The following is a 16168-nucleotide window of genomic DNA, read 5'->3' on the forward strand; positions in this document are numbered from 1 at the left end:
ATCCCTCTTACGAGGGACCCACTCCCAGGGGGGGGAAGATTTTGGGAATGGGTTCGAAATCCTACGTTTTTGTGGATAGCCTATTCGCTTTTAACAGCCTCATCCACCCATTGCTTCACGGTGCTGACCACCTGATCAAGGGCCAGATCCACCGATTCGCCATTGGCGCGTTTGACCGCTTCTACCTTACCCTCTTTCAATGAGCGACCGGTCACCACCCGGAAGGGAATGCCGATTAGTTCAGAATCTTTGAATTTCACCCCGGCCCGTTCTTTGCGATCGTCCAGCAGGGTTTCGACTCCGGCGGCATTGAGCTCGGTGTAGAGTTGCTCGGCGGCGGCCATTTGGGCCTCGTCGTTGATGTTGGGCACGACGACGACGGCATGGTAAGGCGCGATCGCAACCGGCCAGATAATGCCATTTTTGTCGTAGGACTGTTCCACCGCTGCCTGGGCCAGACGGGACACACCAATGCCGTAGCAGCCCATGACCAACGGCTGGGACTTGCCATTTTCGTCGGTGTAGGTGGCTCCCATGGCCTGGGAATATTTGGTACCCAGCTGAAAAATGTGACCAATTTCAATGCCTCGGGCGGTTTGAATTTGCTGGCTAGGGTCGTGGACGGCCCGGTCTCCAGCGGTGGCATTGCGCACGTCGACCACTAGCTCAGGTAGCTCAAACTCCTGACCCCAGTTGGCTCCCACCACGTGGTACCCCTTTTCATTGGCCCCGGTGGCAAAGTTCTTCAGGTCTACGGCGGTGTTATCCACCAGTCTCAAAAACTTGGACGCTACGTTTTTCTGTTTTTGGATATAGTCATCGGCGATGTCGGGGGCAATGTAGCCCAGGGGCAGGGGTTTGGCCGCCCACTTGGACTGGGCCTCGGGGGCGGGCACCTCTAGGGATAGCAGCGTAGACGCGTCGTAGTTTGCGGCTAGGTTGGTGAGGGTATTTTGCAACTTGGTGTCGTTGACGTCCTGGTCGCCCCGAATGTTGATCAAGACCAATACGGTTTTGCCGTTGTCGTAAACCGCCTGATACAGAACGTTTTTGACAATTTGGGTTGGGGAGCAGTCTAGAAACTTCGCCATGGTTTCAATGGTCGAAGTGTTGGGCGTTTCTAGCTTTTTGCATTCGCTAAATTCAGAGGGCACCGCATCGACCGGCAGGGAAACCGCCTTTTCCACGTTGGCCGCATACTGGCCATCCTCGGTGTAGAGCACCTCATCTTCCCCAGCTTCCGCCAGCACCATAAATTCATGGGAACCCGAACCGCCAATGGCTCCCGAGTCGGCCTCCACAGCTCGAAACTTAAGACCGCAGCGGCTGAGCACATTGCTGTAGGCCGTATACATGTCGTCATAGGTGGCCCTGAGGCTATCCATATCCCCATGGAAGGAGTAGCCGTCCTTCATAATAAATTCGCGCCCGCGCATGAGGCCAAAGCGGGGACGAATCTCGTCGCGAAACTTGGTTTGAATTTGGTAGAGATGGGTGGGGAGCTGTCGATAGGAGCGCACCATGTCCCGGGCCACGGCGGTAATCACTTCTTCGTGGGTGGGGCCAAGGGCCACTTCCTGCTGCCGCCGGTCCGTCAGGGCAAACATGATGCCTTCTGCTTTGGTGTATGTGTCCCATCGGCCCGACTGCTGCCAGAGGTCTGCAGGCTGTAGCTGGGGCAGCAGGCATTCCTGGGCCCCCGTGGCGTTCATTTCTTCACGGACAATATTGGATACCTTGTTCAGTACCCGCAGCATTAGGGGTAAATAGGCAAATACGCCGCTGGAAATTCGTCGGATATACCCGGCCCGCAGCATGAGCTTGTGGCTGGGAATTTCCGCCTCCGCCGGATCTTCACGCAGCGTGACAAACAGCATCTTGGACAGGCGCATAGTTCAGCAGACTCACAACATCAACACAGTCTAATGTATTAGCACAAAGGCCGTTGCATTCAGTCGCAAAATTTTAGCTGTGCGGCTTCATTGCCGCCACCCCGATTGCATCCTATCGGGGCAGCGTCACGGTGAATGTTGTTTTCTGCTTGGTGCTTCTTAGGGTCAGCGTGCCGCCTAGATTCATGGTTAATTGTTTGGCGATGGCTAGGCCGAGGCCGCTGCCGCCATACTGTCTTTGGTCTAATTCGGCAATGCGGTAAAACTTATCGAAAATATGGGGTTGATGTTCCACCGGAATGTGGGCGCCTGTGTTTGCAATATCAATGGCCACTGTTGTATCCGCCGCCTTAACGGTAACGGTTACTGTTTTTTTCGTGGGGGTGTATTGCAGGGCATTGTTCAGTAGTTCATTAATGGTGCGTTCTAGTTGGTGAATGTCGCAATCGATCAGCAGCGGTTTTTTCGGGATACTACTTTTGAGGGTGATAGATTCCTGTTCAAATCGTGGGGCAAAGGTGCGCAGCAGAGACGGCAGCCAGCTGTGCAGGTTCATGGATACGGGCTCTGATGTTTTTTGGGTGTTGGAAAACATCAGGGTGATGAGATTATCGGTGAATTGTTTTTGTCGCCTGCATTCTTGGCTCAGCAAACTTAAGACTTTAAGCACTGTTTTTCGCTGGGGCACCTGACGCCAAGAGGCATCTTTGAAAATCCTTTCTAAGGTTTGGGTGGAGAGTTGAATGTTGCCCAAGGGGACAAATAGCTCATGGGAGATCAGCTCTAAAAACTCATCCTTGGCGTTACGTAGCTGCTGAATGTCGCTTTGCTGGCGGTCAATGGTTTCTTTTAGCTGGGCCTGGTGCAGTGCGATCGCAGCGCAATCGACAATAGATTTAAACTGTTGCTGCTCACGTTTCTTAAATTCCTGCTTTTCACCACGAGTTAGCCACACGGTCCCTAATAAAGTCGTGTTAATCGTTAGGGGACAGCCTAACCAGGTCAGGGAAGGAGGTACTAGGGCCTGCACCAAATTATGTTGAGAGTTAAAGCATGCCAATTCACCCTCCACCAGCGGTGAGTAAAGGTGCCAAACCGGAGCCAAATTCCGGCGTTTATTTAAAGGTGTCAGCCAACCTTGACCCGTGCTACCAATTAAGGTGGCCATGGGTGGGTCAGCCGTATATAGCTCTATCTGACAGCCTTTGAGACCAAATCTTTCCACCAAGGTGGTGGGCAACCATGTGGCTAAGTCTTGAACAGTAGAATCCCCCTGGCGTAAGAGGATCAGAACCTCTTCTATCACAGCTTTTTGAGAAGATGAATTGTCTGCGGAGAGAATGGGTGCAGGGGACATGATCAGATCTGAAGCAAGAGTTTCAGACTTAAGGGACGTGCACTCTAACTCTCTATTTTCCAAAGCCGATCTAGCCTCCTCCACTAAAGAAAGTGAATTTGCATTCAGCAGTTTGATGGGGATCATTAACTGAATGCTATTAAAACATAAGTTATCTGCTGATATCTATAGTTTGTTAGGCTAATATGCTCAGCAAAATTATATTTTAGAGAGAATTTTATAGGGTTTAGAAAGGATTTTGGAGCCGTTAAAAATGATTTTTCATAATCAAAAAAATCAAAGTCTAGCAACTAAGAATATGCTCGCTTTTTGATTCTATTGATTATTGAAAAAGCTTTTGAAATATTTTAAAAAACCAAGAAAGTATTGCCCAAAGACTTTCATCAACATATTTTTGAGCAAAATTAAGTAGGTATCAGTGGGTCTTTTATGTAGGGGTTCTTGGATTGAAATTTTTGACCCTTTAAAGTTTTCTGCTAATCGTTTCTTTGATTAACCATGTCTGACTCTTGGAGAGATCGCTGAGTATATAGACTTAAAGTAAAACTCCTCAACGCTTTCTAGAGAAGCCATAGCGAGTAAGACAACCGATTTGTAACCTCATGTGGACTCATATGGGTATTAGACTGTAGCAACCCTTGAAACGTCGATTTCGCGACACATTAATTTAAAAATGTATCGAAATATTAAGCATGTGTCTCTTCGTTAAAACCTGTTGACTTAATTCGGTCTTTTCGATGCTAAAGTTGATAATTAGTTAGACTTCATCAACATATCTAGGACGGCAAACTTAGGGAGATAGTTTAATTCTTCGGCTGACTAAAAAGCAAAATTTATTTCTTCTCAAGAAAGATTTTTTAGGTCCTAGAGCTGTAATTGTACATTTCGTTTTAGCCATTAGTTTCTGTTTGGCTTATGCTTTGTGTGCAGTTTAAATCAGGCTCTATGGTCTGCATTATTTTTCTTGCCGATTGAACCTCGACGGTGCTCTAAATTAGCAAAATCAACGCCCAATGGTGCTCATTTTGCAGGGCTGTGCATTGAGGTTATATCAGGCGATGAAACGCAAATCTGTCATCCTAATTGTTGAGGATGAGGTGCATATTCGTAATGCGCTACAGCGACATCTTAGTAAGGCTGGTTATGATGTGCTGCTTGCTGCTGATGGTGAAGAAGCTATTATCCAATTCAGTACGTATGCTATTGATCTAGTCGTGTTGGACATACTGATGCCCAAATTAGATGGGTTGCAGGTGTGTCAGCGTATTCGACAAGAGTCGGATGTGCCGATCATTATGGCTACGGTCTTAGGGACAACGTCTGATCGGGTCACCGGCTTAGATCTAGGCGCAACTGACTATATTGTTAAACCGTTTTCCAGTCGTGAGTTGGTGGCGCGTATTCGTACGATTTTGCGGCGGGTCTCTCCAGACGATAAGAGTCAGTCGCTGCTGCGTGGCCCTGTGGATATGGCAACTTTGTCCATTGGTAATCTGGCGCTGCATCCGCAAACCCGCAAAGTGTACGATCGCAATGCGAGTATTCGCGTCACCGAAATTGAGTTTCACATTTTATATCTGTTGGCCCAAGCTCCAGGAGAAATTTTTACACGGGAGGCTATTTTGCAGAATGTGTGGGGGTATGAGGAAGGGGCGGAACTGGAAACTAAGGCCTTGGATGTGCATATTTCTCGCCTAAGAACAAAGTTAGACAAGAGTTCAGCCCGGATTATGACAATTCAAGGGCGGGGCTATATGTTGCTGGCTCGGTAGGTCTGGACCTCGATGGGGCGTCCCATGCGGCTATCGCGATATTGCCTAGTCAATGATTGCCCCTATGGTGGCTTGTGTGGCGTTGATATAGTCCTCGGGCTTGATCCACAGCATGGCGCCGCGCATGCCCGCAGAAACGGCGATGCGGTCGTGGGCCTCGATCCATTCATCCACATAGGTGGGATAGGGCTTTTTGCAGGCTAGGGCGGTAACGCCGCCACGGATATATCCCGTCAGGGGCTGTACTTCTTTTAGGGGGACGGGCAGTAGTTTACGGTCGTGGGTAAGTTTGGCTAGGGCTTTGAGGTTGAGCTGGGCATTGGCCGCTAGCACCGCTAGGCAGATGCCGTTGCGATCGCCACGAATGACCAAGGTTTTGAACACCTGATCGTGGGGCAACCCGAGCTTATCGGCGGTGGCGCTAGCCACTAAATTATCTGGATCGACTGAGTAGGTGAGGATCTCATAGTCAATGGCTAGGGTATCCAGCAGACGGGCTGCATTGGTCTTCATTGCAGGGATGGCGATGTCCGGGGTCCATGGACCTAGCCCAGGTTATGGGCTGGGTTCTTCTTCTTCTAGACCTAATGTTAGTTGACATGGGGTTTGGATGGAGACGCTTTCCTCATCCTCATCTGCTAAATAGCCCACTGAAAATTGATTTCGTCCGTTGGATTTTGCGTGATATAGGCCTTGATCCGCTGCGGCGATCAGTTTGTTGGGAGATCGCTCCTCCCTGGCGGCGGCAGTGGCGATGCCCAGGCTTAAACTGACATACTCGCTAATGCCGGAATGGTGATGTTCGATGCGTAGATTGCTAATGGCGATTTGGATATTTTGAGCTACGTTTTTCGCCCCTTCCTGGGTGGTATTAGGGAGCACAATGGCAAATTCTTCCCCACCGTAGCGGGCCACCAAATCAGGACGGCGTTTGACCGCATCGGTGATGGCACGCGCCACCTTTTGGATACATTTATCTCCTTGTTGATGGCCGTAGTTATCGTTATAGGGTTTAAAGAAATCAATGTCGCAAAGGATAAGGCTGAGGGGACTTTGGGTGCGGTCTGCCCAAGCTCTGTCAAGAAAGTCATCAAAGGCACGGCGATTTGCAATTTGGGTTAACCCATCCACCATGGCTAATTCCGTGAGCACTTGATTTTTCTGCTCTAGGGCTTTTGTGTTTTCCTTGTGTACGGTAATATCTGTTGCCGTGCCCAGTAGCTGTAGCGGTGTGCCATCTTCGTGCCACTGAAAGATGGTTTCTCGACATAGCATCCAGTGCCAGCTACCTTGCTTATGGCGCAATCGGTATTCTGTTTCTACGGTCTTGTCACGGCTGGCTTGGGCTAATGTTGTCCGGGCTTGGTGGATGGCTTGGATGTCTTTGGGATTGGCAATTTGTTCTAAAAATTTAGGGCCTAATTTTTGGATTTCTTGGGGAGAGTATCCCAAAATATGTTGCATAAATCCATTGACATAGTAATTTGTGCCACTGGCAAAATCATTAACGTAAAGGATATTGCTGCTGGCATCTAAGATGCCTTGAATAAAGCGTTGGCTTTCTTGCCAGGCTTTTTCCGCTTGTTGTTGTTCAATATTGGCCAGGGAGAGCTGTCGTTTCTGTCGATTGAGTACTTGGGTTTGTTGTTGATATTTAAACTGGCTGAGGGTGAGGCCTACCATGCAGGCGGCGCTAATCAGGAATGATTTTTCTGGGGGTTGCCACACTCTAGGGGAATGGTGCTGGGTACAGCAGAGAATGCCAGTCACCTGATTTTGTCTGTAAATGGGAACTTCTAGGAGGGCGGTGATGTGTGGTGCGTCGGTGGATAAATAGGGGGGGAGTTGGCTTGGATGGAAGCTGGATTTTGTTTTGGAGATAACGCCTTGTTGTCCCGGAGGACAGCTATTGAGGACCAGACATTGCTGTTGAGATAGCGTTTGGAAGTAGTCGGGATGGTGGTCGACGGTTAGCTCGTTGGGGGACTGGTCTGAGCTATTGCCCCAGGTGGCAACCTGTTTAAGGGTGGTGCGATCGCGACTATATAGCCAAATGTGACAGCTAGTAGCCTCTAAGCTTTCAACAACACATTGACTGATGTGGTTTGTGGCAATATCTAAATCCCCGTTGCCGATTGCCTCACATTGATTTAGGTCTAAAAGGGTTTGGGCCAATACACCGTGGGATAAAGGACTGTCTAAAAAAACAGGGGCCACTGTGGATTGACTAAATTGCTCAGATGCAATTGACATACCGAGGTTTCAGGAGGTAACGTGCTTTGACACTTTGATGGCTTCACCGAAGTTGTACCAAAAAGCACCAGGCTTATTTAATAAGGGTTCCTCAGAAGAGATGTTCCCTAACTTATTTGGGCCTGAAACCCGTAATTTGGCGGGGCTATGGCAAGCACCTTGGGGTAAGTTCGATCATTCTAGTGAATTTTGCTGACCCTAGGATTAGGCGCACCGCCCATCAGTCAAAAATATTGCCAAAAAATTCAATGGTGTCCTTGAGGGCGGCTACAAAGCTGTCGATTTCAGCGTAGGTATTGTAAAAGTACAAACTGGCCCGGGCGGTGGAGTCGATATTGAGTAGGCGGTGCAGGGGCTGGGTGCAATGGTGTCCCGAGCGAATGGCCACCCCAGCTTGGTCTAAAAGGGTGGATAGGTCCTGGGGGTGGAGATTTTGAACGGTGAATGTTGCGATCGCAGCCCGACCGCTGCCATCGGCATTGGGCGGAGGGCCATACAGGGTGAGCTGCGGTAGCTGGGCCAGGGCATCATATAAATAACGGGTCAGCTGGTGCTCATACTGGGCAATGCGGTCCATGCCAATGCCCAGCAAGTAATCGACTGCGGCACCCAGCATAATCACTTCGGCAATGGCTGGGGTGCCCGCTTCAAATTTATGGGGCAGTTCGGCGTAGGTGGAGTGATCTAAGTAAACATCCTGGATCATTTCGCCCCCGCCTAAAAAGGGAGGCATGGCATTGAGGATATCTAACTTGCCATAGAGAAACCCAGCCCCGGTGGGACCACACATTTTATGGCCCGAGGCCACCAGCCAGTCGCAATCGATGGCCTGTACGTCCACCACCATGTGGGGGATGCTTTGGCAGGCGTCGATCAGAACCTTTGCACCGTGGGCGTGGGCTAGTTTAGTGACGGCTTCAACGGGGTTGATGCAGCCCAAGGTATTGGACACATGGTTCATGGCCACTAGCTTGGTGCGATCGCTAAGCAGTGACTGAAAATGCTCCAAATCAAAGGTTTGGGTCTCCGTCAGCTGCACATGCTTCAGCACCGCCCCGGTGCGCTGGGCTACGAGCTGCCAGGGCACCAAATTGCTGTGGTGCTCCATCACCGTCAAAATTACCTCATCCCCAGCCTGCAGGTTGTTCATGCCCCAGGCATAGGCCACTAAGTTAATGGCTTCACTCGCGTTGCGGGTAAAGACAATTTCGTCGCGGCTAGTGGCGTTGATAAACGCCGCCACCTTGTCGCGAGTGGCCTCATAGGCGGCGGTTGCCCGCGCGCTCAGGGCATGCACCCCCCGGTGAACATTGGCATTGTCCTGCTGGTAATAGTTGTTCAAGGCATTCAACACCACATGGGGTTTTTGTGATGTGGCCGCATTGTCAAAATACACCAGCGGCTTCCCATTCACCGTTTGATCCAAAATCGGAAAATCCGAACGGACCTCATCAGCGAGGGGTTTTGCCATTGTTAGAGTCATGCCTACACTGTCCATTGTTGAATGTACTGGGTCATACGCTCTCGCAGGGAAGCCACGCTCAGGGGCTCAATCATTTCCATGGCAAAGGCGTAAATAAGCAGCCGTTGGGCCTGATCGCGGTTAATGCCTCGACTTTGTAAGTAAAACAATTCGTCCGGTGCTAGCTGGCTAACGGTGGCACCGTGGGCACATTTCACATCGTCCGCCACAATATCTAGCTCGGGCTTCGTATCTACCCGTGATTTGGGCGACAGCAGCAGGTTGCGATTCAGCTGAGATGCATTGGTGAGCTGAGCCTGTTGCGGTACATAGACTTTGCCATTAAATACCCCATGGGACCGGTCGTCCATGATATTTTTCTGCAGCTGATTGGCAACTCCGTGGGGATGGTTCAGGGCCACTAAACTGTGGGTATCCGCTAGCTGTTTGTCCCCAATGGCGGTCAGGCCATTCAGGGTGGTTTCGGTCTGGGTCCCGGTTTGGTAAACCTCAATATTGTGTCGAGAAATTGATGCCCCAAAATTTAGGGTGGTGTTGCGATAACGACTGTCCCGAGCCTGAGAGATAGCGGTTTTGCCAATGTGAACCGCTTCTGTGGATTCCTGCTGGAGACGCAGATGGGTAATCTCGGCGTTATCGTGCACCCAAATTTCGCTGACGCTGTTGGTGAAGCTAGCCCCCACCCCGTGGAACTCTTCCACTAAGGTGGCCGCACTGCCGGATTCTGCAATCACCAAACAGCGGGGCTGCACCAGCAGCTGATGGCCCATGGTCAGGTAGATGAGCTGCAACGGCTGCTCTAGGACCGAATTTTTACCGATGCGCACAATGGCGGCATCGGTAAACCCTGCGGTGTTGAGGGCGGTGAATACTTCGTTGCCACCCTGAATTTGACCGAGTTCGTCAGGCAGGGTGCCCGTTTGGCTCAGTACCTGCACCGCTGGGGGCAATGTAGATAGGTCCTGGGCATAGGTGCCGTTAACAAATACGACACGGCCGCTAGCTTCACCCAAGGTGAGAGTTTGTAGCAGGTCTGTAGCCTGGGCCAAGGTGGCCCCGTCCATGGTGGGGGCGGCTTGAAACGGCACCGCTAACATCGAAGATAGATCGGTGAACCGCCACTCTTCATCTCGGTTGGAGGGAAATGTGCGTTCTTGCACCAGGGCACGGGCCGTAGCCCTTAGAGACGCTAGGGATAGGGAAGAACCCTCGGCGGCTAAGGTGGCCTGGTTTAACAAGTCTGCCAGGTAGCGATCGCGTTGAACAACGGCTGTGGAGGTTGCGCTCATGATGCCACCGCCTGCTCTTCTAACAGCCACTCATACCCCTTCGCTTCTAACGCTAGGGCCAACTCACGGCTACCGGTCTTAATAATGTGCCCGTCGCACATGACATGGACATAGTCGGGCACGATGTAGTTCAGTAACCGCTGGTAGTGGGTGATCACCAAATTGGCGCTGTTGGGGGTAGCCAGTTTGTTCACCCCTTCAGCCACGGTCTTAAGGGCGTCAATGTCTAAACCAGAGTCGGTTTCGTCCAAAATCGCTAGGCTGGGCTCCAGCAGCGCCATCTGCAAAATCTCGTTGCGCTTTTTCTCACCGCCGGAAAAGCCTTCGTTGACGCTGCGGTCCAGAAAACTCACATTCATTTTAACGATTTCCGTTTTCTCTTCGATCAGATCGTCGAAGTCGAATACGTCAATCTCCTCTTCGCCCCGTGCCTTCCGGTGAGCGTTGTAGGCTACCCGCAAAAACTCTCGGTTACTCACGCCGGGAATCTCCAAAGGATACTGAAATGCTAGAAAGACACCGGCGGTTGCCCGCTCGTGGGGTTCTAGCTCAGAGATATCCTGGCCATTAAACTCAATGGTGCCGCTGGTGACTTCATAGTCTGGATGGCCCGCCAGCACCTTAGAAAAAGTACTCTTGCCAGATCCGTTCAGGCCCATAATGGCATGGATTTCACCAGCCTTAACCTCCAGGTTAAGACCTTTGAGAATCTCGATGCCGTCCACGCTGGCGTGTAGGTCCTTAACGGAGAGAATAGTTTTTGCGTCTGGATTAATCATCTAGGGGTGGATTAGAACGTAGTCTTGGGGTTAATGGATTAGCCAACAGAATTTTCGAGCTTCAGCGCTAGCAGCTTGTCCGCTTCAGCGGCAAACTCCATGGGTAGCTTGTTGAAGACATCGCGACAAAAACCGCTGATCAGCATGGAAATTGCATCCTCAGGGGAAATTCCTCGCTGGGCAAAGTAGAATAGCTGGTCCTCACCGATTTTGGAGGTGGATGCTTCGTGCTCTACCTGGCCAGTGTTGTTCTGAACTTGAATGTAGGGATAGGTATTGGCGTTGGACGTATCCCCAATCAACATGGAGTCGCATTGGGAATAGTTGCGGGCATTCTCGGCCTTGGGGTTAACCTTTACGAGGCCACGGTAGCTGTTTTTCGAATTACCGGCGGAAATCCCTTTGGAAATGATGGTGCTGCGGGTGTTTTTGCCCACATGAATCATTTTGGTGCCCGTGTCCGCCTGCTGCATGTTGTTGGTTAGGGCCACAGAATAAAACTCACCGACGGAGTTATCGCCCACCAACACACAGCTGGGATACTTCCAGGTAATGGCGGACCCTGTTTCCACCTGGGTCCAAGAGATTTTAGAGTTCTTGCCAGAACATAGGCCGCGCTTGGTGACAAAGTTGTAAATACCACCCTTGCCGTCCTTGTCTCCCGCAAACCAGTTTTGCACCGTGGAGTAATTGATCTTGGCATCGTCTAGGGCCACTAGCTCTACCACCGCTGCGTGCAGCTGATTGCTGTCGTACATGGGGGCTGTGCAGCCTTCGAGGTACGTAACCGAGCTGCCCTTGTCGGCCACCACCAGGGTGCGCTCAAACTGGCCCGAGTCGCCATTATTAATCCTGAAGTAGGTGGACAGGTCCATGGGACACTGGGTGTTTTCAGGAATATATACAAAAGAGCCATCGCTAAAGACGGCGGCATTGAGGGCCGTAAAGTAGTTGTCTGCCGAGGGCACAACGCTGCCTAAATACTTCTGAATTAGTTCAGGATGCTCTTGGACGGCTTCTGAAATGGAGCAGAAGATAATGCCGTGCTCAGCCAGCTCTTCTTTGAAAGTGGTACCAATGGAAACGCTGTCAAATACGGCATCCACCGCCACATTGCTCAGACGCTTTTGCTCTGAAAGGGGCAGACCCAATTTTTCAAAGGTGGCCAGAATTTCGGGATCTACTTCATCTAGGCTCTTCAGCTTCTCACTTTGCTTAGGCGCAGAGTAGTAGATGATGTCCTGATAGTTGATCGGTTCGTAGTTCACATTTGGCCATGTGGGCTCGGCCATTTTGAGCCACTGCCGGTAGGCCTTCAGTCGGAACTCCAACATAAACTCCGGCTCGTTCTTTTTTTGAGAGATTAACCGAATAATGTCCTCGCTTAATCCCCGAGGGATAACGTCGGACTCTACGTCGGTAACAAATCCGTACTTATAGGGCTGGCTAACAACGGATTGAACGCTAGTGCTCATGGTTTAACCGGAGAGGTTGGAAGAGATGGGTGAACAAACTGAATGGGAAGCCTCGGTCGGCCCTAGTGAATGACTAGAGCCCTGGCATTGGATGGGACTAGTACTTGTTAGTTTCTGTACGAATGCGGTCGAAGGAAATTTCTTGATCCTTACCGGCAAAGTCGTTTTCTTCGGTTAAGAACAGCATGCAATGGCATTCCCGGCGTTCCTGCATGGGTACGCAGGGGCAGTTCCAATAGGTGCTCTTGACTTCAGCTTCTTTGTCTTCGTAGTGGCGGCAGGGACATAGGGGAGAACCAAAATCATCCTTATGCTTGGCTAAACCCTCAAGCACCACGGACGTTACACCGAGGTCAGCACAAAAATAGGTGCCGGTGCGCTTGGCATAGCTTTGGGCAAAATTCCGCATCAGCTCAAGATTCTTATCGCTGGCCTGTGTGGGTTTACTTAAGGTCATGGGTGAATGGGGGTGCTGAGACAACCAGATGATTCTATAATTAAACAACACACAGGTTGCTTAACTCTTTAAAGAGTAATCGAGCTGGCAGACTTTAGCAACACATATGTTGTTAAAGTAGGAGCAGTTAGTTTTACTGTTAACAGTTTGTAATATTGCGATCGCAATTTCAGGGCCGATGACGTCAGTGCAGCAGCCATCCACCAAGGACGATATCCTTCAGTTTTTGTTGAAATCTAGCCAAGCAACGGCGCAAAAACTGGCGGCTAGTTTAGGGGTTAGCCCCCAAGCGATTCGACGTCATTTAAAAGATTTGCAAGCCGAAGGGCTAGTCGAGCACCAGGTAGTGCAGTCCGGCATGGGGCGCCCCAACTATATCTATCAGCTCAGCGCTAAGGGCCGCGACCGGTTTCCCTCCCAGTACGACCAGTTTGCCGTTTCCCTGCTGGATACGATTGCCGAAGACTTGGGGGCAGAGCAAGTGGGTGCCCTCCTGCGACACCAGTGGCAGCGCAAAGCCCAACACTATTACGCAACCCTGGGAAATGGCCCATTGCCCGAACGGGTGCAACAGCTGGTAGCCCTGCGCCAGGCCGAAGGGTACATGTCTGAATTACACACGGGCGATGACGACGATACATATATCATCACCGAATATAACTGTGCAATTTCCCAGGTTGCCGAATCCTATCCGGCCGTATGTGGCCATGAGTTAGCCATGTTTGCCGTTGCCTTGCCCGACTGCCAGGTGGAACGTACCCACTGGTTAGTCAGGGGGGAAAATCTATGTGGTTATAAAATTCGCAAAAAATAGCGGGTGTCGGAGTGCTGCAATCGCCCCTGCATACTTTATATTCCTATTGTCCCACTGGCAGAATTCTATGTTTGACCAAACCCTTCAGTTTTTGACGCCGGAAGAGTCTGCCGATGTGGATAAAGCCCTATTGACCACACCGGAAAAATTTTTGACCCGGTTGACCCTATCCACCGCCAAGCTGCTTGCCTTTATTGCTAAAGATTTGGGCACTTCCGTCGATGCCCTCACCAATGAGCAAATTATTCAATGGTTTGAGGCCGACTCTAAACGCAAGCAACAACAAGGGGTTAATGCTTCTGTATTGAAGTGGGATCCACGGAACTTAGAGGATTTGGCAGCCGACAACGAAACCTAAGGGCTTCTATTTGATCACACCTTGGATCACAAAATCACACAAAATCACACAAAACGGGAACTGTTCTAGCTTTAAGACAGTCACAATAAACATGAACGGCAGACGCTTGTGATTTATGAGTGTGGCTGTCAGCCATGGGCACGCTATAGATTGCAAGCTGTCGACTGTGTGAAGGCTCGTGGAATTTATCAACATGATGTTAACTAGGCAAGTAACTAGCTCTGCGGATGAGCTCTATAAAGATGCTCGGATTCGTTGGGCAAAGGCAATTAAGTGCTGTATTTACGACAATGAAGACATGATTTGTCGGGTGATGGGTCTGCTGGAGCAGGCCAGGGAGCAAAACCCTAGTCACGTTAGAACCCTGGTGCTTTTAAGCGATCTCCTTATGGAGTTGGGGGTTGCTGACGAGGCCATGGATGTGGTGGACTCATTGCTTTCGATAGAACCCAACAACCGCACCCATATCCGTAAAAAGCAATTGCTGCGGCAAATGCAGGCCAGACCCAATGAAGATAATCGTGAAGCGATGCGTGACTTTGTGGAATCTCGGTGGACCAGAACCAATGACTGGTAGGTGTCCTGATGCCCAGATCAGCGTCTGACGCGCTAAATTAGTTCATATTTAAACAATGCCCATAGCTGAAAACACCCATATGGGTCGCTGCAGCTATGGGCATTGTTTTTGGCGTATTGGATAAAAACTATCCCTAGTGCGGCGTCAACGCTAGAAGTTGGGCCTAAATCTTCGATTTCGTGAACCCCTGGCATCCCGTGTCTTAGGAGATGCAGGGAGTTTCCATGGCAAGGGCTGGAGCCGTCCGGTCAATCGTGAATATTGCCATCGGGCATAATTGCCCCCGTGAGTCTGGCGGCGGTGAGTTTAACCATGACCTTATTGCCGTAGCCCACAACTGCGCCGCTGAGGTCTGCGCCGCTGAGGTCTGCGCCGCTGAGATCGGCCCCCACCAGGTTTGCTTCCCGTAGGTTTGCGTGGCTTAGGTTTGCCTGCAGCAGGTTTGCGCGGAAGAGCTTGGCTTTGTGCAGGTTCGCCTGATTCAGGTTCACCTTGTGCAAAAAAGCATCGCTGAGGTCGGCCCCTTCCAAGTTGGCTTTGCTAAGGTTGCGCCCCGAAAAATCCTTTTCTTTGAGATTGGCCCCTTTAAAGTCGGCCCCTTCTAAATCCGGTTGTCTATAGGGGGCGGGGGACTGGGGTGGCCGGTAGGCCGTATTTTGGGGGACTTGGTAGATATAGTCGGCATAGCCGTCACTTTTAGGCTGGGGCACAGTGCTATATGGCCGATAGGCACTGCTGTGGCCGTTATTGCGCTGGCTGCGGCTAGTCGAGGGGCTGTGGGAAACACCTTGGCCCGCACTGGAGGGGCTGCTGTTGGGCGATGTTGGCCTGTGGTTCTGATGGCTATTGGCGGTGGAAGATTTGGCGGTGGAGGAGTTTGAGCTAGAGGAGTTTGAGCTAGAGGAGTTTGAGCTAGAGGAGTTTGAGCTAGGGGAGTTTGAGCTAGGGGATGGAGATGAGGTGGGTTTTGCAGAGGATGCCCGAGGCGATGATGGCTGAGGGGGGGCTGACCCATTGGCAGCCGATTTTTTTTCTGGGGATTTGTAGGGTGGGCGCGAGCTGTAGCTTTGGGTGTTGGGTTGGCTTTGACGGTGAAAGGGAGAGTGGCCGTTGGGGGGAGCTGCTGTTTTGGCGTTAGGGGAGCTGCCGTTGGCGGCGCCGGTGTAGGTACTGCTTTGGGGTTGGGTATGTTCACCTTGGCTGTAGGCGCTGTAGGAGCGATACCGCCGTTTTCCGTAGCGTTCGGGGTTGTACTTACTGGCTTTAGGCTGTCCTACGGCAGCTTTTGGGCTGCCGTGCCGCAGATACTGCTTCAGACGACTGCGGGCCTCATTGAGGAGTTTGAGTTTGTCTTGGGCTTTATCGCGTAGCCGTGAGTTATCGGCCGGAATCCGATCGGGATGCCAGATGAACACAAGGTCCTTGTAGGCCTGGTTAACATCTTCAAGGGACGCTCCGGGCTCTAACTCCAGTACGGTATAGGCTTTCGCGATATCGTCCATAGGTAGAGTTATACGAATGATGACGGGGCGGCAATGGGAGGGAGACGATGGGCGCGACGGGTGGAAAAATAAGGCTGTTTTATCGTCACGTGAATCAAGGGCCTTGGTACGAGACCAGTGGGCAATGTATGCCGATTATGGCGACTGGTGTTGCTTCTTG

General features: G+C 51.0%; 14 protein-coding genes. 4 read left to right on the top strand and 10 right to left on the bottom strand.

Annotation, left to right across the window (positions count from 1 at the left end):
• Positions 1-80: 80 nt before the first annotated feature.
• Together proS and IXB28_RS05010 are read right to left on the bottom strand one after the other, a co-directional pair.
• Entirely contained in the window at positions 81-1892 is a 1812-nt protein-coding gene (gene proS, locus IXB28_RS05005; RefSeq protein ID WP_215617439.1) for a proline--tRNA ligase, read from the bottom strand.
• Between the two features lie 112 nt (positions 1893-2004).
• Positions 2005-3249: a sensor histidine kinase gene (locus tag IXB28_RS05010; protein WP_215617440.1), complete on the bottom strand. Its 1245-nt coding sequence runs from the start codon at positions 3247-3249 to the stop codon at positions 2005-2007.
• Positions 3250-4307: 1058 nt separating this feature from the next.
• On the opposite strand from IXB28_RS05010, the gene IXB28_RS05015 reads away from it, so the two are divergent.
• Positions 4308-5021 carry a response regulator gene (locus tag IXB28_RS05015; protein ID WP_215617441.1) on the top strand — a complete coding sequence of 238 codons (714 nt, stop codon included), beginning with the start codon at positions 4308-4310 and terminating at the stop codon, positions 5019-5021.
• 45 nt (positions 5022-5066) lie between these two features.
• On the opposite strand, the gene ybaK is transcribed toward IXB28_RS05015, so the two are convergent.
• The 7 genes from ybaK to IXB28_RS05050 all read right to left on the bottom strand — a co-directional run bounded on the left by ybaK (position 5067) and on the right by IXB28_RS05050 (position 12757).
• Positions 5067-5534, bottom strand: coding sequence for a Cys-tRNA(Pro) deacylase (ybaK, locus tag IXB28_RS05020; protein ID WP_215617442.1), 468 nt, complete (start codon positions 5532-5534; stop codon positions 5067-5069).
• 42 nt (positions 5535-5576) lie between these two features.
• Complete coding sequence (locus IXB28_RS05025) at positions 5577-7274, bottom strand: diguanylate cyclase domain-containing protein (RefSeq protein WP_215617443.1); 1698 nt, start codon at positions 7272-7274, stop codon at positions 5577-5579.
• A gap of 220 nt (positions 7275-7494) precedes the next feature.
• Positions 7495-8757 (bottom strand): SufS family cysteine desulfurase, encoded by a 1263-nt coding sequence (locus IXB28_RS05030; protein ID WP_215617444.1) that lies wholly within the window; start codon positions 8755-8757, stop codon positions 7495-7497.
• Between the two features lie 2 nt (positions 8758-8759).
• On the bottom strand, positions 8760-10046 hold the full coding sequence (gene sufD / locus IXB28_RS05035; RefSeq protein ID WP_215617445.1) for a Fe-S cluster assembly protein SufD: 1287 nt from the start codon (positions 10044-10046) through the stop codon (positions 8760-8762).
• Entirely contained in the window at positions 10043-10825 is a 783-nt protein-coding gene (sufC, locus tag IXB28_RS05040) for a Fe-S cluster assembly ATPase SufC (protein ID WP_215617446.1), read from the bottom strand. The genes sufD and sufC overlap by 4 nt, the downstream gene beginning before the upstream one ends.
• Before the next feature lie 38 nt (positions 10826-10863).
• Complete coding sequence (gene sufB, locus IXB28_RS05045) at positions 10864-12300, bottom strand: Fe-S cluster assembly protein SufB (protein WP_215617447.1); 1437 nt, start codon at positions 12298-12300, stop codon at positions 10864-10866.
• Positions 12301-12397: 97 nt separating this feature from the next.
• Entirely contained in the window at positions 12398-12757 is a 360-nt protein-coding gene (locus IXB28_RS05050; protein ID WP_215617448.1) for a ferredoxin-thioredoxin reductase catalytic domain-containing protein, read from the bottom strand.
• A 178-nt stretch (positions 12758-12935) separates the two neighbouring features.
• On the opposite strand from IXB28_RS05050, the gene sufR reads away from it, so the two are divergent.
• From sufR to IXB28_RS05065, 3 genes are all read left to right on the top strand, one after another.
• Positions 12936-13571, top strand: coding sequence for an iron-sulfur cluster biosynthesis transcriptional regulator SufR (gene sufR, locus IXB28_RS05055; protein WP_215617449.1), 636 nt, complete (start codon positions 12936-12938; stop codon positions 13569-13571).
• A gap of 67 nt (positions 13572-13638) precedes the next feature.
• Complete coding sequence (locus tag IXB28_RS05060) at positions 13639-13929, top strand: hypothetical protein (RefSeq protein ID WP_215617450.1); 291 nt, start codon at positions 13639-13641, stop codon at positions 13927-13929.
• 193 nt (positions 13930-14122) lie between these two features.
• Complete coding sequence (locus tag IXB28_RS05065; RefSeq protein WP_215617451.1) at positions 14123-14506, top strand: tetratricopeptide repeat protein; 384 nt, start codon at positions 14123-14125, stop codon at positions 14504-14506.
• 248 nt (positions 14507-14754) lie between these two features.
• On the opposite strand, the gene IXB28_RS16435 is transcribed toward IXB28_RS05065, so the two are convergent.
• Positions 14755-16008, bottom strand: a complete 1254-nt coding sequence (locus IXB28_RS16435; RefSeq protein WP_246559612.1) for a pentapeptide repeat-containing protein — start codon at positions 16006-16008, stop codon at positions 14755-14757.
• Positions 16009-16168: the final 160 nt, after the last annotated feature.

The sequence above is a fragment of the Leptothoe kymatousa TAU-MAC 1615 genome (assembly GCF_018739865.1).
GTDB lineage: Bacteria > Cyanobacteriota > Cyanobacteriia > Phormidesmidales > Phormidesmidaceae > Leptothoe > Leptothoe kymatousa.